The sequence below is a fragment of the Geminocystis sp. NIES-3708 genome (genome assembly GCF_001548095.1).
Classification (GTDB): Bacteria; Cyanobacteriota; Cyanobacteriia; order Cyanobacteriales; family Cyanobacteriaceae; genus Geminocystis.
Genome location: NZ_AP014815.1, coordinates 3,768,839 through 3,789,922 on the forward strand (window position 1 = coordinate 3,768,839; position 21,084 = coordinate 3,789,922).

The 21,084-nt window shown below is 32.2% G+C and carries 20 protein-coding genes; 6 read left to right on the forward strand and 14 right to left on the reverse strand.

Features of this window, described 5'->3' with window-relative positions:
* Window positions 1-15 precede the first annotated feature (15 nt).
* Together GM3708_RS16545 and GM3708_RS16550 are read left to right on the forward strand one after the other, a co-directional pair.
* Entirely contained in the window at window positions 16-516 is a 501-nt protein-coding gene (locus GM3708_RS16545; RefSeq protein ID WP_066349147.1) for a hypothetical protein, read from the forward strand.
* Complete coding sequence (locus GM3708_RS16550) at window positions 485-1,960, forward strand: hypothetical protein (protein ID WP_066349148.1); 1,476 nt, start codon at window positions 485-487, stop codon at window positions 1,958-1,960. Before GM3708_RS16545 ends, GM3708_RS16550 begins: the two co-directional genes overlap by 32 nt.
* Here GM3708_RS16550 and panB read toward each other — a convergent pair.
* Complete coding sequence (gene panB, locus GM3708_RS16555) at window positions 1,957-2,736, reverse strand: 3-methyl-2-oxobutanoate hydroxymethyltransferase (RefSeq protein ID WP_066349149.1); 780 nt, start codon at window positions 2,734-2,736, stop codon at window positions 1,957-1,959. The two genes, GM3708_RS16550 and panB, sit on opposite strands and share 4 nt — an antisense overlap.
* Window positions 2,737-3,013: 277 nt before the next feature.
* Between panB and ilvN the strand changes: the two genes are divergently transcribed.
* Both ilvN and GM3708_RS16565 read left to right on the forward strand, forming a co-directional pair.
* Window positions 3,014-3,532: an acetolactate synthase small subunit gene (gene ilvN / locus GM3708_RS16560; protein WP_066349150.1), complete on the forward strand. Its 519-nt coding sequence runs from the start codon at window positions 3,014-3,016 to the stop codon at window positions 3,530-3,532.
* A 130-nt stretch (window positions 3,533-3,662) separates the two neighbouring features.
* Window positions 3,663-4,712: a hemolysin family protein gene (locus GM3708_RS16565; protein ID WP_066349151.1), complete on the forward strand. Its 1,050-nt coding sequence runs from the start codon at window positions 3,663-3,665 to the stop codon at window positions 4,710-4,712.
* A gap of 69 nt (window positions 4,713-4,781) precedes the next feature.
* Here GM3708_RS16565 and GM3708_RS16570 read toward each other — a convergent pair whose 3' ends face one another.
* The 7 genes from GM3708_RS16570 to GM3708_RS16600 all read right to left on the reverse strand — a co-directional run bounded on the left by GM3708_RS16570 (window position 4,782) and on the right by GM3708_RS16600 (window position 11,974).
* Window positions 4,782-5,600: a cyclopropane-fatty-acyl-phospholipid synthase family protein gene (locus GM3708_RS16570; RefSeq protein WP_066349153.1), complete on the reverse strand. Its 819-nt coding sequence runs from the start codon at window positions 5,598-5,600 to the stop codon at window positions 4,782-4,784.
* Between the two features lie 53 nt (window positions 5,601-5,653).
* Complete coding sequence (locus tag GM3708_RS16575) at window positions 5,654-6,418, reverse strand: matrixin family metalloprotease (RefSeq protein ID WP_231932994.1); 765 nt, start codon at window positions 6,416-6,418, stop codon at window positions 5,654-5,656.
* Window positions 6,419-6,441: 23 nt separating this feature from the next.
* Window positions 6,442-6,675: a preprotein translocase subunit SecG gene (gene secG, locus GM3708_RS16580; RefSeq protein ID WP_066349157.1), complete on the reverse strand. Its 234-nt coding sequence runs from the start codon at window positions 6,673-6,675 to the stop codon at window positions 6,442-6,444.
* A 100-nt stretch (window positions 6,676-6,775) separates the two neighbouring features.
* Window positions 6,776-8,374 (reverse strand): 2,3-bisphosphoglycerate-independent phosphoglycerate mutase, encoded by a 1,599-nt coding sequence (gene gpmI / locus GM3708_RS16585; RefSeq protein ID WP_066349158.1) that lies wholly within the window; start codon window positions 8,372-8,374, stop codon window positions 6,776-6,778.
* A gap of 145 nt (window positions 8,375-8,519) precedes the next feature.
* Window positions 8,520-9,626: a threonine synthase gene (thrC, locus tag GM3708_RS16590; protein WP_066349160.1), complete on the reverse strand. Its 1,107-nt coding sequence runs from the start codon at window positions 9,624-9,626 to the stop codon at window positions 8,520-8,522.
* A 360-nt stretch (window positions 9,627-9,986) separates the two neighbouring features.
* Window positions 9,987-11,015 (reverse strand): WD40 repeat domain-containing protein, encoded by a 1,029-nt coding sequence (locus tag GM3708_RS16595; protein ID WP_066349162.1) that lies wholly within the window; start codon window positions 11,013-11,015, stop codon window positions 9,987-9,989.
* Complete coding sequence (locus GM3708_RS16600; protein ID WP_066349163.1) at window positions 11,003-11,974, reverse strand: GTP-binding protein; 972 nt, start codon at window positions 11,972-11,974, stop codon at window positions 11,003-11,005. The genes GM3708_RS16595 and GM3708_RS16600 overlap by 13 nt, the downstream gene beginning before the upstream one ends.
* Before the next feature lie 329 nt (window positions 11,975-12,303).
* On the opposite strand from GM3708_RS16600, the gene mutS reads away from it, so the two are divergent.
* A complete protein-coding gene (gene mutS / locus GM3708_RS16605) occupies window positions 12,304-14,925 on the forward strand; it encodes a DNA mismatch repair protein MutS (RefSeq protein WP_066349164.1) in 2,622 nt (873 codons plus the stop codon).
* 87 nt (window positions 14,926-15,012) lie between these two features.
* Window positions 15,013-15,555 carry a hypothetical protein gene (locus GM3708_RS16610; protein WP_066349165.1) on the forward strand — a complete coding sequence of 181 codons (543 nt, stop codon included), beginning with the start codon at window positions 15,013-15,015 and terminating at the stop codon, window positions 15,553-15,555.
* Between the two features lie 294 nt (window positions 15,556-15,849).
* Here the strand turns inward: GM3708_RS16610 and GM3708_RS16615 are convergent, their stop codons facing one another.
* The 6 genes from GM3708_RS16615 to GM3708_RS16640 form a co-directional block, all read right to left on the reverse strand.
* Entirely contained in the window at window positions 15,850-16,596 is a 747-nt protein-coding gene (locus tag GM3708_RS16615; protein ID WP_066349166.1) for a DUF2232 domain-containing protein, read from the reverse strand.
* 112 nt (window positions 16,597-16,708) lie between these two features.
* Complete coding sequence (locus GM3708_RS16620; RefSeq protein WP_066349168.1) at window positions 16,709-17,305, reverse strand: L,D-transpeptidase; 597 nt, start codon at window positions 17,303-17,305, stop codon at window positions 16,709-16,711.
* Between the two features lie 105 nt (window positions 17,306-17,410).
* A complete protein-coding gene (locus tag GM3708_RS16625) occupies window positions 17,411-17,983 on the reverse strand; it encodes a hypothetical protein (RefSeq protein ID WP_066349169.1) in 573 nt (190 codons plus the stop codon).
* Window positions 17,984-18,162: 179 nt separating this feature from the next.
* Window positions 18,163-18,723, reverse strand: coding sequence for a TIGR04376 family protein (locus GM3708_RS16630; protein WP_066349170.1), 561 nt, complete (start codon window positions 18,721-18,723; stop codon window positions 18,163-18,165).
* 45 nt (window positions 18,724-18,768) lie between these two features.
* Window positions 18,769-19,602, reverse strand: a complete 834-nt coding sequence (locus GM3708_RS16635; protein WP_066349171.1) for a hypothetical protein — start codon at window positions 19,600-19,602, stop codon at window positions 18,769-18,771.
* A 150-nt stretch (window positions 19,603-19,752) separates the two neighbouring features.
* Window positions 19,753-21,024 carry a response regulator gene (locus GM3708_RS16640; protein WP_071827683.1) on the reverse strand — a complete coding sequence of 424 codons (1,272 nt, stop codon included), beginning with the start codon at window positions 21,022-21,024 and terminating at the stop codon, window positions 19,753-19,755.
* Window positions 21,025-21,084: the final 60 nt, after the last annotated feature.

Here is a 21,084-nt window from a genome sequence, read left to right on the forward strand (position 1 = left end):
TAGAAGGAGGTAAATATGATGATTCAACAACTTACAAATAATGATGATGATGACGTTGTTTTTATCCTATCAATTCGCAATGACAATATTGTTTGGGAAGATGACGATGGTCATGATAAAGAAATTTACTTTTATGATGGAAATAAGATTGTTCAATTAAGTGATAATAACTTTGATGATAAAATCACTGGATTTCCTATTTATTCTGACACAAATGATCTTATCTGGACAGCCGAGGTTTCTGATCATCATGGCACATACTCGGCGATATATTTATATGATGGAGAGAAAACAATCCAAATCACTGAAAATATATATGGATCTATAGCTGAAGTTTCTGTTAATCAAAATTATATCATTTGGATTGCGAATACTTACACAGAGAGTGGCAGAGAATCTAATATATATAAATATGATCAGGAAAAAATAACTAAAGTTACTGATAATATTTTTAATTACTATATCAATCAACTGCAAATCTCCGATGACCATATTTTTTTGGGTTGCAAAAGATAGTAATGATGATAGTCAGTTATATCAGTATGATGGCGAATTGGTAAATCAACTCACGAACAATAATTCTACTGACAATAATTCTACTGATCCTGTTCCTTATATTTATTTTATTTCCGAAGTTAAGATTAATAAATCTAATGGCAATATTGTTTGGGTTAACGGTAAACAATTTATTTCAGTTGTTCTGGATAATCCTACCTTTTATTCTGATGTGGCAATTTATTTATATAATGGAGAAAGAAGAATACAGATAACGGATGATAATTTTTCTGCCTATTCTTATAATAATCTTCAATTCATGGGTAGCAATCTTGTTTGGATTGCATCTTTGAATGGTTGGAATCGTTCTGATGACATCTTTTTGTATAATAGCGAGGAAGTAATCCAAATTACCGAGAATGATTTTAATGAGTCTATCAGTGAACTTCACATATTGGGTGACAATCTTTTTTGGGTTAGCAATACAATAGTTTATCTATACAAAGACAATGAAGTAATCACCCTTATGGACAATGATTTTGATTTTATTGATGCTTCAATTGTTGGTGATAATTTTGTCTTTACTGGTTATAATGGCGATCGCTCAGAAACTTATCTATATAAAAATAATGAGATTACTCCATTAGTTAGTCATGATTCTTCCATGGTATTTACCTATACAGATAATAGCAATAGTATAGTTTGGTATGATGCTGATACAATCAAATTTTATAATGGTTTTGAAGTAATTGAAATCACTGACAATTATTTTAATGATATTCAATATCTCGAAATACTTGATAACTCCGTTGTTTGGGCAGGAAAGAAAGATGCTGACTACGAAGTTTATTTATATGACGGCACAGGAATAATTCAACTTACTAACGATAATATTGATAATTTTCCCAGACTGGTAGGTGATAAATATATAGTGTGGAATGGGAATGATGGTAATGATGACGAAATTTATCTTTACGATATTAATAAAAATAAAAATGAAGATATTACTTATATTGAAATAGATTTATTAAATCATCCTATTTATCGTTTCCAAAATACTGATGTCTTGGGTACTTATATTTTTGTGGGGGAAGAAGAAAGACAAAATATTATCACTAACTATCCTAACTTTATCGAAGAAGGCGAGGCTTTTAAAGTAGCAATAACACCTGATGATGATTTAATAGTGATGAATCGTTTTCAAAATAAAGATATACCCGGTACTTATCTTTATGCAGGAGAAGAAGAAAGTATCAGTATTCGTGCTAATTATCCTAACTTTGTCGAAGAAGGCATTGCTTTTTATGTCTATGACTCCAATGCAGGAAAAGGCATTGATTTTTACCGTTTTCAAAACAGTCAAATACCGGGTACATATATTTTTGTAGGAGAAGAAGAAAGACAAGCGATGCTCCTTAACCCTAACTTTATTGAAGAAGGAGTTGCTTTTGAAGTATTAGTTTAACTCTCAGGAAATTGACGAGATTTAACATCTTCAGAAAAATGAGTTACAGAATCAAGAATATTTTGACGTAAATTGGCGTAAGGTTTCGCAAAAGGTGGTAGTTTTTCTGATAATCCTAATAAATCCGCCGTTACTAATACTTGTCCATCACAATGATTTCCTGCACCAATACCGATGGTGGGAATTGATAAGGTTTTCGTGATCTGAATAGCTAAATTTTTGGTAATATGCTCTAATACAATCGCAAATGCTCCAGCTTGTTCTAGGGCTATGGCTTGATTTAAGATTTTTTCTTGGGCTTCGATGGTTTTACCCTGCTGTTTATAGCCTAAAATTCTCACCGATTGAGGTGTTAAACCCACATGAGCCATGACAGGAATACCAATTTCTGTTAAACGGCTGACGGTATCAATCATCGCTGGATAACCGCCTTCTAATTTTACTGCTCCTGCGTTGGTTTCTTTGATGATTTTTCCCGCAGATTGGATAGCTTGAGTGATATTGGTTTGATAAGTCAAAAAAGGTAAATCAACCACTACTAAGGCTCGATTAACCCCTCTACACACCGCTTTTGTGTGGTGGATCATATCTTCTAAAGTAACGGGTAAGGTGCTAGAATATCCTAAAGCTACCATGCCTAAAGAATCCCCTACCAAAATTAAGTCTATTCCTGCTTGATCTAATAATTGGGCGATGGCATAATCCCAAGCAGTTAAACTAACAATAGGGCGTTTTTCTTGTTTCCACTGTTGTAAATTTTGGATGGTAACTTTCATGGGATAATCACGACAATAAATGGGTAGAGAGATTATTATGCCATAGTTAAGTAATCAATAATTAGGAATCATTAAGCTAAAATGTATTAAATTCATTGATGAACATTAGACAAGTGGGAGAGATTTGTCACAGCGTAAGATTTGAATCTCCTACGAATCTTTGTATTTAATTATTGATTATTATTCAGTCTTTTGCTTTTTGATACAATGGTGAGTTAAATTGAAAAGTTGACCATAGAAAATTAGTTATTTTTAACGAATCGAAATCTAAATATTAATGAAGCACACTATTTCTGTATTAGTAGAAGATGAAGCAGGGGTTTTGACGAGAATTGCTGGATTGTTTGCCCGTAGAGGTTTTAATATTGAAAGTCTAGCCGTAGGACCTGCAGAACAAGTTGGTATTTCAAGAATTACAATGGTTGTCCCTGAAGATGAAGATACCATCGAACAGCTAACAAAACAGTTACATAAATTAATTAATGTGATTAAAGTGACTGACATTACAAAAATTCCTTGTGTAGAAAGAGAATTGATGTTAGTTAAAGTCAGTGCCAATACTAATACTAGAGGAGAAGTTTTACAAATCGCTCAAATTTTCCGAGCTAGGGTAGTAGATATATCTGATGATAGTTTAATTATAGAAGTAGTAGGCGATCCGGGTAAGATGGTAGCTATTATTTCTATGTTAAGCAAATTTGGTATTAAAGAAATTGCTCGTACAGGAAAAGTAGCATTAGTGCGTGAATCTGGAGTTAATACCGAATATTTAAAATCTTTAGAAACGAAGGTTTAATTAATAATTAATAATTAACAATTAACAATTAACAATTAATTTTTTATCTTTTAATTTATTTTTCTAGTTATTATATTAATTTTTATATCATCTTAAAATCGGTAACTAAATACCGAACTTTAAACTTATTATGTTATCCCTTTTCTTGATCGTTATTATCGTTTTGTTAGGTTCTGCTTTTTGTTCTTTTGCCGAAACAGTATTGTTGACTATTTCTGAAATTAAGGTTAAACAATGGGCTCAATCTAAAAAACCTGCGGCATTAGCATTATTACACATCAAGAAAAAAATGAATCGACCTATTGCAACGGTCGTTATGCTTAATAATATTTTTAATATTGTTGGTAGCATTATTATTGGTAGTTTAGCTACGCAAGTTTTAGGTAATCACTTGTTAGGTGTTTTTTCTGCATTATTAACTTTTTTAATTATTATCTTTGGAGAAATATTACCGAAAACTATTGGTCAAAGATATGCTGAAAATTTTGCTTTACTTTTAGCTTTACCTATAAAATTTTTAACATTTTTATTCATTCCTTTAGTGTGGTTAATAGAGAAAGTAACTGAACCTTTTACTCAAGGAAAAGTTCTCCCAACTACAAATGAAATGGAGATAAAATTATTAACAAATATTGGTAGTCATGAGGGTGTAATTGAAGCGGATGAAGCAGAAATGATTACCCGTGTTTTTCACTTAAATGATCTTTCGGCGGCTGATTTGATGACTCCCAGAATTATTATTACTTATCTTAAGGGAGACTCTATTTTAAAAGACTGTCAAGATATTATTATTAATTCTGAACATAGTCGAATTTTAGTAATTCAAGAGTCTATTGATGATGTAATTGGCATTGGTTTTAAAAATGAATTATTAACGGCAATTATTCAAGGAAGACAAGAGGAAAAGATAGCTAATTTGGTGCGTAGTGCTAACTTTGTACCCGAAACAATTAAAGCTGATCATTTATTAAAACAATTTCAAGAAATTCGTCAACATTTAATGGTGGTAATTGATGAATATGGAGGAGTTTCAGGTGTTGTCACCCTTGAAGATGTTTTGGAAGTTTTAACGGGGGATATTGTCGATGAAACTGATAAAATTATTAGTCTGAGAGAAATTGCTAAGAAAAAAAGAGAACGACTTTTAATCTCTAAAGGTATAGAAGAAATTGAGCATTAAGAATATAGAATATATAATCATCAAAAAAGAAGATAAACTATATCCTATATTTTGTTTGTATAAAACCAATTATTCAAAAATTAAAATCTGATAATTAATTAAGTTAAATTGACTAAATATTTCTAATCCTTTTGCTGTCATCCAATCATTAAAATTATCAACAATTAGTTTATTAATTACTGGATAAGTTGGCTGAACATTTTTATTAATATCGATTACTTTTTCCAGTTTAAATCCTGTTTTATTAGCTATTTTCTCATATTCTTTTATACCTATAAATTTTACTTGATTGGTAGCTTTTGAACCGTAAGTATCAGTAATTAAACGACTCAAAATTTGAGCTTCAAACCATGTCCAAAAGTTACTAATTGTAGGATTAATAATAAAATCAACTACAATTAATTTTCCAGAAGATTTAAGATTTTTTCTTACTTGTTGAAAGAATATTTCTCGACTAGGAAATGCAAAAATACATTCTAAGGCGACTGCATAGTCAAATAATTCCCTAAAATGAGGCAAATCACAAGCATTACCATTAATAAATTGAATTTGATTATTATTTTGTGGTTTAATTATTTCTGTTGCTCTTTCTATCTGTGCATTATCAATATTTACGCCAAATAACTTTAAATTACTAAAAGTATCATTAAGTAAATTAATAGTACCACCAAACCCACAACCTGCATCAAGAATGGTTACTCCATCACTAATTTGAGCTTTTTCAATGACTAATTTAGAAAGATTATTTGCCGCCATCGCAAAATCCGTTAAAGTGCCAGTAGCAGTGGCAGGATTTTCCCAATAACCCCAGTGTATATGTTTTCCGAAGGCTTGTTCTAATTCTTTATCTTCCGCAAATTTGTCGATTAATGTATCAAAATAACCCATGACTGTAATTGATAATTGATAATTGATAATTGTCTATTGTTCATTGCTCATTGTCAATTAATATTCCAACCTAAGCGAGTTGGTTGTTGATAAATTTTTTTCAAGGTATTTATATCTTGAGGCGAAATAGCAGGAATTTCTTTTGTATGAGAAAAATACATTACATCAGTATTCTTTAAACTATGCCCCCAAATACCTAGTGCATGTCCTAATTCATGGGTAATATTACTAGTTAAATATTCAAAAGTTTGATGAGGATTAACTTCAATAGTCATTCTATGGCGTAATTGACTAGGTTGAGTTTCTGTTAAATAAAATTTAACTGTCGTAGTCGCTGCTTTTGCCCTAGGAAGATTATATAATCCCGTTTCAGGGTTAATTTTGGCTTTAAATTCTGGATAACGACGATAAATGAGAATATCAGCTTCTTCTAAGGTATTTACTTCTATTAAAGGCAAATAAGGATTCCATGAAGCGATCGCCATTTTAGCGGCTTTTTCCCATTGTTGAAAATCTTTTAAACCAGCAGGAGATAAATTAGTATCAGGAGATTGTAGATAAATTTTAACAGGAAAAATTGACCAAATCAAATAACCTGCTAAATGAGTTTCAATTTCATTAAAATAATCTTCTTGAATGTCAGAAGTCCAATTTTGTAAAGAAACAGGTAAAGGATGAACTTGTAACGGTGGTAAATTATTATTTTCAGCCCTAACAAAATGACTAAAATTCACCACCAATAAAGTTACTAAAAATATTAACAAGATAGGATTTAAACCAATTTTTACTAACTTTTTAATCAGTTTTCCAACCTCCAAATTTAATTCCTAATTCCTAATTCCTAATTATTTAACCAACCAGCACTTAAAACAACGGTTAAACTAATAAAAGTTAAACTTAAAATCCATGTAATTCTATTAAGAGTTGCTTCTGCACTTTTTGTACTAGAAAAAAGTTGTGCTTGTCCTCCAATGCCTCCTAATCCATCACCTTTAGGAGAATGTAACAATACTAGAATTATTAACAATGTACAGGAAACAGCCCAAATAATTTGTACTAACTGATAAACATTCATAACTAATTAAATTTAATATTTTCAATAGTCTATTATACTTAGATCTGGGATGACTATTATAGTTTAGATCTTGGGTGAATATCATTCACCCCTACTCATCTTAAACTGGGATACTAACAGGAGTGCGATTTTGCTTTACTTGATACTCTGATTTTTGGATTAAAGATTCTCCTGTCATTTCTTTCGGTTTAGGCAACTGTAATATTTCGAGGATTGTAGGTGCAATATCTGCTAATTTACCATTTTCTCGTAATTGCACATTACCACCATGACCAATTATTTTACGTCCTTCACCTTCAACTAAAATAAAAGGTACTTGATTCGTAGTGTGTGCAGTCCAAGGATTTCCGTCTTCATCTTTCATATATTCTGCATTACCATGATCTGCGGTTATAATAGCTGTACCACCTACTTGATTAATCGCTGATAACAGTTTACCTACACAAGTATCAACTGTTTCAATTGCTTGTTGAGCCTTGTCTAATTTGCCTGTATGACCTACCATATCAGGATTTGCATAGTTTATCACAATAAAAGAATAAATTCTTTTCGCAATAGCTTTAGATCCTACCATGGTTAATTCTTCTGCTGACATTGCTGGTGCTTTATCATAGGTTGAAACCATTGGACTTTGCACTAATTCCCTGTCTTCACCTTCTAAAGGTTGCTCTAAACCACCGTTAAAAAAGTAGGTAACATGGGGATATTTTTCCGTTTCTGAAGTCCTAAATTGTTTTAAACCTGCATTAGCAATAACTTCTCCGAGAATATTAGTTAACTGTTGAGGCTCAAAAGCGACTTTTACAGGTAAGCTAGGATCATATTGAGTAAAAGTGACAAAACTGAGATTATCGATTTTTTCTCTTTCAAAACCATTAAAATCATCCATGGTAAAAGCATAGCAAATTTGTCTAGCTCTATCAGGACGAAAATTATAAAAAATTACTCCATCTCCGGAATTTACAGCTCCTTTTGCGATGCGAGTTGGTTCAATAAATTCATCATTGATATTTTGTTCATAAGAATCTTCTATGACTTGCAAGGCACTTCTACCATCTCCTTGATCTTCATTGGTGTATAAATCATAAGCTTTTTTTATTCTATCCCAACGACGATCACGATCCATTGCATAGTAACGACCACAGACAGTAACTATTTTACCTATACCAATTTTTTTGATATGTTCTTCAATGGCTTTGACATAATTAACACCAACTTGAGTATTAGTATCTCTACCATCAGTAATAACATGAACACAAACATCAGAAATACCTTGTAATTTTGCTAAATCAAGTAAACCTAGTAAATGATCTACGTGAGAATGAACACCACCATCAGAACATAAACCCATCAGATGTAATTTACCCTTCGATTGGAGTACACTATGACAAACTTCTTCTAATACTGGATTTTTAAAAATCGATCCGTCTTCCACAGCGTCAGAGATTCTAACTAATTCTTGAGGAACTACTCGTCCTGCACCTAAATTCAAATGTCCTACTTCAGAATTGCCCATTTGTCCATTGGGTAATCCCACTGCTTTGCCAGATGCGTTAATTAAAGTATTAGGATAAACTTCCAATAAACTGTCCATTACGGGAGTTTTTGCTAAAGCGATGGCATTATCTCGTGTATCTTCTCGATAACCCCAACCATCCAGAATTACTAACACTACGGGGGAGACTTCTTTTTGATACATAATTTTTGACTGCTAATAATTTAGAGCTTATTAATTAGTATTCTACCTATATTTAACTCAAATCTTGCACTGAGATTCAAAATAACGTAGAAAATCCGTAGGGGTGAATAGCATTCACCCAAATAATGACGATTTTTAAAGTTAATTAGTCAAATCCCATAATCCGAGCTACTTCTTGTAAATCAGGCTCAATGCCAGATCTAATGCCTAGTTCGCTAGTTTTCATTGCATTGTCAGGATCTTTTAAACCATTCCCTGTCAATACGCAAACAACAGTGCCATTATCGGGTATTTGATCTTTTAATTTCAAAACTCCTGCCACAGATGCTGCACTCGCTGGTTCACAAAAAACACCCTCATCTCTGCCTAAAATACGATAAGCTTCTAAAATTTCACTGTCAGTAACGGCGTTAAATTCACCTTTAGATGCCTCTTTCACTCCCAAAGCTTTTTCCCAATTTGCGGGATTACCAATTCTAATGGCAGTGGCTACGGTTTCAGGTTTTAAAACTTGATGCCCTTCTACAAAAGGAGCAGAGCCAGAGGCTTGAAATCCCATCATCCGAGGTAAAATATCACATCTATTTTCACTATGGTATTGACAAAAACCCATCCAATAAGCCGTAATATTTCCTGCATTTCCCACGGGAATAGCTAACCAATCAGGTGCATATCCCAAAGTGTCCACCACTTCAAACGCTGCGGTTTTTTGCCCTTCCAAGCGATAAGGGTTTACGGAATTGACTAAAGTTACAGGGTAATTATCAGCTATTTGACGCACAATAGTTAAAGCATGGTCAAAATTACCTTTTATTGCTAAAACTTCAGCACCATAAATTAATGCTTGGGCTAATTTTCCTAAAGCTACGTAACCATCAGGGATGATCACAAATGCTTTCATTCCTGCTCTTGTGGCGTAGGCGGCGGCAGCAGCAGATGTGTTTCCCGTACTTGCACAAATTACGGCTTTTGCTCCTGCTTCTTTAGCTTTTGATATTGCCATAGTCATGCCTCGATCTTTAAATGATCCGGTGGGATTTAATCCATCATACTTGACAAATACTTTGACGTTACGACCGATCATGTTTGAGATCACAGGGACAGGAATTAAAGGAGTATTTCCTTCTCTCAAGGTGATAATAGGTGTTTCTGGAGTTACTGGCAAGTAAGATTTGTATTCTTCAATTAAGCCTTTCCAGCCTGTTCTTAGATGATGATTTGTATGGGGTTGATGAATTTTCGTCGCTACCACGGGCGTTAAATCTAAATGGACAATACCCTCAATTATGACATAATATTTGCACCTTTACACTTCTATTTTTAACTTAAATTTAAACTCAGACCCATTTAATAGAATGGTGGAATTAAGCAATGGGTAATGAATGATACCTCAGTTTGACAAAAGAAAAATAATGAAGACAAGGCAGTTGGACAGGTGGACAGGTAGAAAAATTCCCAGTATTTCGATACATTTTTGAGAGAACTTTATTCATTCACAAAAAATATAGTCTGTCTGTCTATAGAGTCGAAGAGAGTCAGTCATTACTTACTTTTATATCGAATTTATGTGTTAATAAGAAATCAATTATAATGCACAGAGTAAGAGTTTTGTTTATTTATTGCTAAGAATTATGATCTCACCACGATCACTTCCTAATGCTAATTTTTGTCCTAAAAAATCCCATTTTAAACAAGATAATCCTCCTGATAAGAGGGTTGAATTTTGAGTTAAGTTTTCTGCTTTTGACCATAAAAATAACTGACCTTTTTTATTGCCACTAGCTAATAAAAGTTTTTGAGGATGAAATTGTAAATCATTAATATTACAATCATTGGAGGTTAAAACAGAGGCATCCCAACTATTATTGATTTTCATTTTTTCCCAAATAATAATATCTCCCATGGAAGAAGTAGCTAATACGGGAACTTCTTGTGATGAGATTTTTGACCAACAAAGGTTTCTGATTTTCCCTCTAAATCCTGATAATCGCCACGGGACTAAATTTCCTCCTCCCCACACTAAAACGATTTTATCAAGGGATGTCATAGCTAAATATTCCCCATCTTCAGACCACGCAATTTTCAAGGCGGCTGCATCCATTTCGATATAGAAAGGATCATCCTCCCAATTTGTAGAGTCCCAAATTTTAACACCTCCATTTCCTGCGATCGCTAAAAGTCCTATTTTAGGATTCCAAGCTAAATCTAACACGGAGGAATTTTCAAAGGGTAAAGTAATCAAAATTTCTTGAGAAACGACATCCCAAATTTTGACATAACGTCCCTCACTGAAGGCAATGCAATTTTCATGGGGATGCCAAGCTAAATTTTCTAGCCATTGTAAATTACCATCAAGGGTATTGATTAATTTTAATTCTGGTAATTGCCAAATTTTTAATTGACCATTTTGCCCCCCTACAGCTAAAAATTGACCATCGGCAGAAAAATCCAAACAGTTAATAGAGTCTTTTTTTTCGTTGGGGTTGAGAACTAATTGTGGTTTATCAGTAAAAACAAGAACTTCTCCCCCCGCAGAACTTACCGCTAATTTTCCATCTTTTGACCAACTTAAAGCTGTAATATATTCTTCTAATTCCCCTTGCCACTGTAACTCTAGTGTAAGATTATTTAGTTCAAACACTCTTTAAAATCCTCTTTTAATTGCTTTTCATCTAAATTACGTCCAATAAATACCAGCTCATTTTTACGAGTTTCTTCGGGTTTCCAAGGACGATCAATAGTTACATCAAACAACATATGCACTCCCTGAAAAACCACTCTATCATCCATTTGTGATACGTTTAAAATACCTTTCATACGGAAAATATCAGGTCCTTGAGTACGCAATAATTGTTCCATCCAGTTATATAATTTATCTAAATCTAATTCTCCTGATTCGATAATCGCTACAGAATAGACGGATTCATCATGTTCATGAGCATCTTCTGAAAGGAAATTAGGATCAATTTCTAAGGCTTTTTCTAAATCAAATGCTCTAATACCTAACAGATTATTCATGTTAATATTAGCATTTTCTGTCGGATAAATTTTGGCGATCGCATTCATCTCTCGAATACGTTTTTTCAAATCTTCTAACTCATCAAGAGTAACTAAATCTATTTTATTGAGTAAAACAATATCAGCAAAAGCAATTTGCTCTTGTGCTTCATCTGCATCCCAATGTTGATGAATGTGTTTAGTATCTACCACTGTCACTACAGCATCTAAAAGTAGTTCTGATTTTAAATCCTCATCCACAAAAAAAGTTTGTATTACTGGTGCAGGATCAGCTAATCCTGTTGTTTCAATGACAAGATGATCAAATTTATCTCGTCTTTTAAGTAGATTGCCAATAATACGCATTAAATCGCCTCTGACGGTGCAACAGATACAACCGTTATTCATTTCAAATATTTCTTCATCTGTGGAAATAACCAATTGATTATCAATGCCAACCTCACCAAATTCATTAACTATTACTGCAACTTTTTTTCCATGTTCATGGGTAAGAATATGATTAAGTAATGTGGTTTTTCCTGCACCTAAATAACCCGTTAAAACTGTTACAGGCACTAAGCTTTTATCGGTTTGTGTGAACATTGATAACTTTTTTTCTTAGATGATAACTATTTTGTTGAGTGTAACAAATATTGGATCAAGTTTGTATCAATTCTTACTGCTATCTACTAAAAACTCGACACATCTAAATTGACTGCTAAAAGTAGGCAAAAAGTACAATGGAGAATAGTTTTTTTATTTTTTTACTAATTTTAAAAAATATAAGTTAAATACGTATTAGTTTATTTTCTCTCTCTTCTGTTTTTCTTCACCAACAATGTTATCTGGGATTTCCGAGAATTAAGACTTGATTAGTTAATTAAACCTAATTAATAATAGAATAGAAAAAACTGTAAAAGTATGTTGAAAGAATGAGCGAGATTGTCACAAGTAAAGCCACGAGAAATGCCCCCCATGAGGATTATCGCCCCATCAAACAAGAAGATTTAACCCCGATGTATAAGCATTATGTGGAAGTAAAAGAGCAATATCCTAACTCATTATTACTCTATAGGGTAGGTGACTTTTTCGAGTGCTTTTTTCAAGATGCAGTGACAATTTCTCAAGAATTAGAATTAGTTATCACCAGTAAAGAAGCAGGGCAAAATGTTGGTAGAATTGCCATGACGGGTGTACCTCATCACGCCCTTGATCGATATGCACGACAATTGGTAGAAAAGGGTTATGCAGTGGTAATCTGTGATCAAGTGGAAGATGCGGCAACGGCGGCGGCGGAGAAAAGAATTGTTAAACGGGCGATTACAAAGTTATTAACTCCGGGTACAATCACTGAAGATGAGATGTTACCCTCGAAACAAAATAACTTCTTGGCGGCGGTAGTAGTAGCGAAAGATTATTGGGGCTTGGCTTATGCAGACATCTCCACAGGAGAATTTTTTACGACTCAAAATCAAGATTTAAACTCTTTATCGACTGAATTACTGCGTTTACAACCAGCAGAGGTGCTTTTCCCCGTTAATGCTCCTGATATTAATAGTTTACTGCGTCCGGGTCAAAAATCTGAGAGTCTTCCCGACTTTCTTCCCGATTGCTTTTGTTACTCCTTGCGATCGCAAAAAGCCTTTGACATCAACGAAGCCAAGCCCAGATTATTAGTAGAGTTTAAACTCAAATCCCTAGAGGGTGTAGGTTGTGAACATTTACCCTTAGCCATTCGTGCGGCAGGAGGATTACTAGAATATGTACAAGATACCCAAAAGGCAAATCAAGTACCATTACAATTAATTCGCACTTATAGTATAGCCGATTATTTGGTTTTAGACAGCACCACACGGCGAAACCTCGAAATCACAAGCACAGTAAGAGATAACACCTTTCATGGCTCTTTATTGTGGGCTTTGGATAGAACTTGTACAGCTATGGGAGCAAGAGCTTTAAGACGATGGTTATTGCAACCCTTAATCAATAAGCTAGGGATTATTGCCCGTCAAGATACGATCGCCGAATTGATGGAAAATCTGCCTTTGAGAGAAGAAATTAGGCAATTATTTAAGAGTATTTACGATTTAGAGAGGATAACGGGGAGAGTCGGTGCAGGGACAGCAAATCCCAAGGAATTACTCAATTTAGGCGATTCTTTAGCAAAATTGACCTATTTAGCAGAATTAGCGAAGGAAGGCAAATCACCCTATTTTCAAGCGTTGCAAAATGTGCCTCCTGAGTTGGAAGAATTAGGGAAAAAAGTGTTAGATACCATTGTGGAGTTTCCACCCCAACACGTCAAGGAAGGAGGGATTATTCGAGATGGTGTCAATCAGCAGTTAGACGATATGCGCACATTGATTGATGGTGATAGAGAATGGTTAGCTAATCTGGAAGTGACGGAAAGGCAACGCACAGGCATTACTAATTTGAAGGTGGGTTATAACAAAACCTTTGGTTATTATATCAGTATGCCTCGATCAAAAGCTGAATTAGCCCCAGAAAATTATCAACGCAAACAAACTTTATTGAACGAAGAAAGATATATTACTGCTGAGTTAAAAGAAAAAGAAAATCGTATTTTAAATGCTAAAGATGACTTGGCAAAATTCGAGTATGAAATATTTGTAAATTTACGTTCTTTAGTAGCTGAAAAAACGGAAGAAATTAGAAAAGTAGCCCGAGCAATAGCGGCGATGGATGTTTTATCAGGATTAGCAGAGTTATCTGTCTATCAAGATTATAACCGACCTGAGATTACGAACGATAGAATTATTAAAATTAAAAATGGTCGTCATCCTGTGGTAGAAAAATTATTAGGATTTGGAATGTTTGTGCCTAATTCTAGTTATTTAGGCGATCAAAATTCACCAGATTTGATAATATTAACAGGACCAAATGCTAGTGGTAAAAGTTGTTATTTGCGTCAAGTAGGATTGATTCAATTAATGGCACAAATAGGGAGTTTTATTCCCGCCGAAAGCGCTAAATTATCTATCTGTGATCGTATATTTACGAGAGTAGGTGCAGTAGATGACATCGGTACAGGGCAATCGACTTTTATGGTAGAAATGAATGAGACGGCGAATATCTTAAACCATGCCACCGATAAATCATTAGTATTGCTTGATGAAATAGGGAGAGGTACAGCTACTTTTGACGGGCTTTCTATAGCTTGGGCTGTTGCGGAATACTTAGCGATCGAGATACAGTGTCGTACAATTTTCGCTACTCATTACCACGAATTAAACGAATTAGCCTCCATTCTTGACAACGTTGCTAACTATCAAGTCACGGTGAAGGAATTAGAGAATGACATCATATTTTTGCACGAAGTTAAAGCAGGAGGAGCTGACAAATCTTATGGTATTGAGGCGGGAAGATTGGCAGGTTTGCCAAAAGTAGTAATTAGCCGTGCGAAACAGGTAATGAGTCAAATTGAAAAACATAGTAAAATTGCGATCGGTTTACGCAAAAATATCAAAAAATTAACTCCTTCAAAGGAAGAAAATACGGAGAAAATAATGAGCCAATTAGATATTTTTGAATAGTTTATAGTTTGCCCTTTACGGCATAATCAATGAAACGAAATATCTTTAAATATTTTATTATTAATTAAAATTTAGGAGTATAATAAAATGAATAATTTTGGTCAATCAATTATCATATTAAATCGAAGAAAAAAACAAGTATTGGAGGAATTAGAAGAAGCCCAATTTAAGTTGTTAATGTGGTCAAAAAGAGTCAAATCATCTAAAGAGAATAACCGACTTGATTTATTAAAAGAGGCTTCTTTTCAAGAAAATGTCTATATAAATCAAGTTAAAAGTTTGGAGTCTCAACTTAGTCAACTTTCAGCAGAAATTGATAAATATAAAAAAAGACAATCAGATTTAGCTTTATCTGCTTTTCAGAAAATGGAAGAAAAAATGCTAGAAATAAAACAAACAGAAGATAAAAATTTAGAAAATGATTGGTCTAATGGTGATTTTATAACAGAAAAACAATTAGATATTGATGGAGAAATAAAGTTAATTAAAAATTATTTACAAAAAGCTATCAATGCTGTGGAAATATTAGAATTTAAAGTATTAGAATTCAAAAATAATAATAATAGTTTGAATAACATAAGTATAGACGATGAAATAGATCTATTAAAAAGACAATTAAGAGGTGATTAATAATACTAATGAAATTAGTAACACTAAAATTATTTTTAATATTATATCACTCTCGAATTAAATAAAAAAGATGAAATAATAGGATTAGAAATTATCAAGGCAAGTAGTTTTATTCGAGATTCAATTTTAGAGTCTTCTCAAGCTAAATTATTACAAATTTTATAATCAAAAATAATAAATAATAGGAGATAAAAACATGAATACTTTAGAGTCAATTACAAAAGCTATAATTCCCTTATTTTTAGGAAATAAAAAGCAGTTATTAGAAGTATTAGATTAGACGTAAAAAATTAATTATTCATAATCTAAAATTACTTTCATCCATTCAGGAGGGCGTGGAATAGGGTTATTAAGACGATCGAACATTAATAATCCAATTAAATGAACTGTTAAACTATAAATAAGATTATTAGTCAAAACCACAATCACGACTAATGCTTGAATCATTATAGGGGTAGGTTCGGCTAAAATACCTAATTTTAAGAAGATCCAGTCTGCTAAATTAGTAATTTGACTAATAACATATACCCATAAATCTTCTCCTAAAAGAATCGAAAATAACCAAAAACGAAAGAAAAAACCAAAACAACCGATAACACTAGCCATGAAAATCGATAAATACCAATTTGCACCATTACGCCATAATGCACCTAGTTGTATGCCCATTAAACCGTAGGGGATAATATAAACAATACTACGAGGAGGACCCATTAAAATGCCTAATAATAAACCACAAACTATGGTAGTAATAATTGATGCTCTTTTACCTCGCCGTAAGTAAATTAAAGCAATAGGTAGGGGAAAAAGCATTTTTAAAAAAGGACCTAAGCGAAAATAATAGTCTATTAACCAAATTAAACTAGCCGTACTGGCTAAAAAAGCACTTTCGACTAGGGCAATAGTGGCAGGTTTAAATTTATAGGATTTTAGTTTAGGAGGAGGAGAATAATTTTCTGGATAATTGTCGTTAGTAAGATGATCACTTTCTTCATCTATCCAATTACAGTCATCTTCCGTGAAATCATGGTTAGAATTAGTCAATGGTTTTTTTATAATTACTGTTATTACTTTGCCTGTTGAGTATTTTCAATGAAAAATTATAGCTCTAATTAGCAACATCAAATTTAATTGTTAATTGTTAATCACTAAATTATTAATTCTTAACTACAGAAACGGGAATACCTAAAGAGACTAAATTGAAAAGCTCTTTAATATCTTTATTTTTCATTCTAACGCAACCATGGGATACCGCTTGACCAATCAAATGTTCACCTGGAGTACCATGAAAACCGATAAAGTCTTTGCCATTTGTCCAGAAGCCAATCCAACGTTCTCCTAACGGACCATTCGGACTAGGGGGAACAACTTTTCCTGTCCAAGGATTTTGCCATGAGGGATTTTCTACCATTTGAATAATCTCAAATTCTCCCACTGGGGTTTCCCATCCTTTTTTTCCGACTGCCACGGGAAAACTAGCGATTAATTTGTCTTGTTCATAAACTTGAACTTGTTTTAAGCCTAATCTTAATACTAATTTCATACTCATAGTTTCTTCAGGACTATAAAGATATAGATTAGAATTTTTGAGATTAGGAACACTAGGCATTTCTATCTGTAATAAATCTTCTTTTATATCAGAAAAAGATTCAGAACTATGACTAGGGGAAACATTAGTAAGAAGAAAACCTAATGTCACTAAAGAAAGAAAAAAATTTTTACCCAAACAACCATTCACAGAATCAGATTTCATTTGTTGTCACTCCACAGATCCAATCGATAGGGCAACAAACTAAGACACTATAGATTTTGATAGTGGCAAAGTCTGTTACTTGATAAATTTTATTCTATCGAAAAATTACCATAATCCTCTAATGGGTTGATTATATTGTTCAACTTGGGGTTGAGGTGTGTATGTCGATTCAGTTTGAACACGAGGAGGAATAGCAGTAGTAGTGCTACGAGAAGAATTTAGCTCTGCCCAAATAGCAGCAGTACGTTCATTTAAAGAAGCAGATGTTTCTCCTAATCGTTTGTAACCATATTTAGATTGGAGGATGGAAATCCACTCAGAATGAGAACTATCGACTAAATAGTATCCACCATCAGCGTTTTTACCGACTAAAACATCAGAGCCGGGGGTAAAAGTACCACTGGCATGAAAAACTCCTCCATCTTCAACTCTGATAAATACAATATCTCCACTTCTGGCGATAACTCGACCTAAAACATTATCACCCCATTCAATTTGAGGATCACCCATATAAGTATCATGACCTCTTAATTGACTAAGAAGAAGTGATTGAGAATTAAATGTTGATTCTTTACTTTGTGCTTCTAATTGAAAGGCTTGAGCAGGTTTGATGGAACTTGCACCAAGACATAATCCTAAACCAATAATGGTTAAAGATGAAAGATTTTTAAAATTCATGAGCTACCTTCGCTATTAAATTCATTATCTATATAATGGTTTATTCTTTAAATGATACTAATTTTTTTTAGAGAAATACTTTTTTTTTGTAAAAATTAACAGTTATATTGATCACTAAGAAAATTAAAGTAATTTGAAAGATTAAGTAACAAAAAATTGATAATTGTTAATTTTTATGTTCATTTTAAATTGTTTTTCATTTCTTGTAATTCTTGTTCTATTTCCCACTGATGAAATTTAGTTTCTAAATCATCTGTAGAATTATAGGATGAGGATGAAGATTGATTATTCTGAGTGTGTGAGTAGTCAGTATTTTGTTCTTTTGCTTTTAATTGAGCTATTTTTAAATTTACTTCTTGTTGTTTTGTTTCTAAAGAAATTAATAATTGTTTATTTTTAACTATTTTTTGTTTATTTTGTTCCATTTTTTGCCACAGTAAGTTACCTTGATTTAACAATAACGATTGTCTATTTTCTGCTTCTGTAGCTAAATCTAATCGCCCAGCAGTTTTTGCTTTTTCAATGCGTTTATGCCAAGTTTGTATTTCTTTTCCTAGATTTAAAATATCATTTTCTATTTTTTTAAGTTCTAATTCTAAGCTAGAAATTAATCTAGTAGTATCTTGCTTTTGAGTGTTTAATTCTTGGGCAATAATTGTTAAATTTAAGTGTGGATTACTTTGTAAAAATTCTTCTAGGCGAGATTCTAAAAAATTACTAAAATCTTCAAATATACCCATAATATTAATAGTTAAATAAAATTACCATAAATGTTGATCATATCTCTAAAATGTCTCTCCTACTCTTAAATAAACCGATTGATTTTGACGAGTAATTACGGCTTGTGTACCATTTAACCCCATTAACACCCATCCAGTTGTACCAATTTCATTACCAATAGGTACTTTTTCTGTTAAATTATTGATATTAAATAAAGCAACACTACCACTATTTCCTAATTCGACAATACCAATTAAGGTGTAATTATAATTAGTTTGTATTTGAGTTTTTTGAGGGATAGTTGCAACTGGTGGGATTTGATTATTATTCTGAGTATTAACATTTAAAGTGTTGATGGTAGGCACTTTAGTTAATTTGCTGACAGATGACGTTGGCTTTGAAGCGATGGGAGGAGGAGGAGGATTAATGCTGGAAGCATTTATAGGATTTGAAAGTGTAGGTGTTGGAGGAGATAATTTTGGTTGAGGGGGTTGAGAAATTGGTAAAGGTAATACTGATGGTGGTGGTGGTAAAAAATTGCTACTGGAAATGTCTGTATTTGGTAGAGGGGGGATGTTTAAAGCATTTGTAGCGATATCTGTATTAGTGGGCGGTTGAGGGAATGAAGAAATAGGGTTTTTTAGCTGATTTATTTTAATGTTTGATGGAACTAAATTTGTGTTATTAATGGGTGTAGATGTGTCGTTGTTTATCTCCGAATTTTGAGGATAATTATTCTGAGATTTTTGATTAGGATTAACTATATTTGATGATGATGAGATAATTTTTTGGTGTTTCCAAAACCATCCTAATACTATCATTAGATAAATGGTAGCAATCACAAATAATAATTTATCAAGATTATTTTTAAAACCAATTTTACTTTTAAAATTATTCATAGCCTTTAATATTGAACCATTAAATTTAAGTGTAGCAATTTCATTTTATTCAGTATCTTAACAAATTTTTAAAGTTTATTTTTATCTATTTTATATCTCTATCCTTTACGATTAATTATGTTTATCAATGATTTGCAAAGATAACAAATACTATTGTATTTTTGCAGGTAACGTAAAATAGAATGTTGAACCTTTATTAATTTCTGATTCACACAAAATAAAGCCTTGATGACGATCAATAATACGTTTCACGATAGATAATCCGATACCTGTGCCTTCAATCTCATGACTATTGATTAAACGTTTAAAAGGAGAAAAAATATCTTGGGCGTACTCCATTTCAAATCCAATGCCATTATCTGTAATAAAATATACTGATGCTGAATTATTTTCCTCTTTTATTTTTTGTAATGATAGATGAGGATATTGTGTTAAAAATAAATTTTCATGATTCTCTAAATATTCCCATGAGATTTGACTGATTTTAATGCAGGGATTTTCTCTTTGGTAGCTATATTTAAAAGCATTATCTAATAAATTTTCTAAGGCAATTCTTAAAAATCTTGGATCTCCAAAACCAGTAATATTATCTTCAATAATAACATTTACATTTGCATATTTACTATTATATTTTAGTTTTTCTATGATTTCTTTAATAATATCATTTAGATTAATAAATTGAATAAATAATTGATCATTACCTATTTGAGATAAAACTATTAAATCATTAATAATTTGATTCATTCTTTGCCCAGCTTCTTGAATCATGTCTAAAAATCTTTGATCTTTTTTATCTAAAATATTTATACATCTATCTTTTAATAATGTACTTGCAGAAAAAATTATGGTTAAAGGATTTCTTAAGTCATGAGAAACGGTATAATTAAATGCTTGTAAATCCTGATTAATTAATTCTAATTGCTGAGTTTTTTCTGATAAAATTTTATTAATTTCTTCTAAATGTAATTCTGCTTGTTTTCTGATTTGAATTTCTTTTTCTAAATTTTTTGTTTGTTGTTTAATTTTTAATTGAGTTTCAATTCTAGCTAATACTTCTTCTTCATGAAAAGGTTTAGTAATATAGTCAACACCACCAACTTTAAAGGCAGTTACTTTATCAAAAGTTGAATCTAATGCACTTAAAAAAATTATAGGAATATTTTTAGTTAACTGATTTTCTTTAATTTTTGCACAAATTTCATAACCATTAAGATTAGGCATTTTTACATCTAATAAGATTAATTCTGGAGTAAAACTTGTTAAACTTTTTAAAGCTAAATTTCCACTGCGACAGACTCTGACATCATAATTTTTTGATTCTAGTAAATTTGCTAATAAACTTAAATTTTCAGGTAAATCATCAACTACTAAGATCGTATCTTTCTTTTTCTTATTTTCATCAATATCATGGGAATATGTCATTTTTTTCATTTGAGTAAGATATAAGAATTAACAATAAAATTCACTTAAAAACTGTTGAGA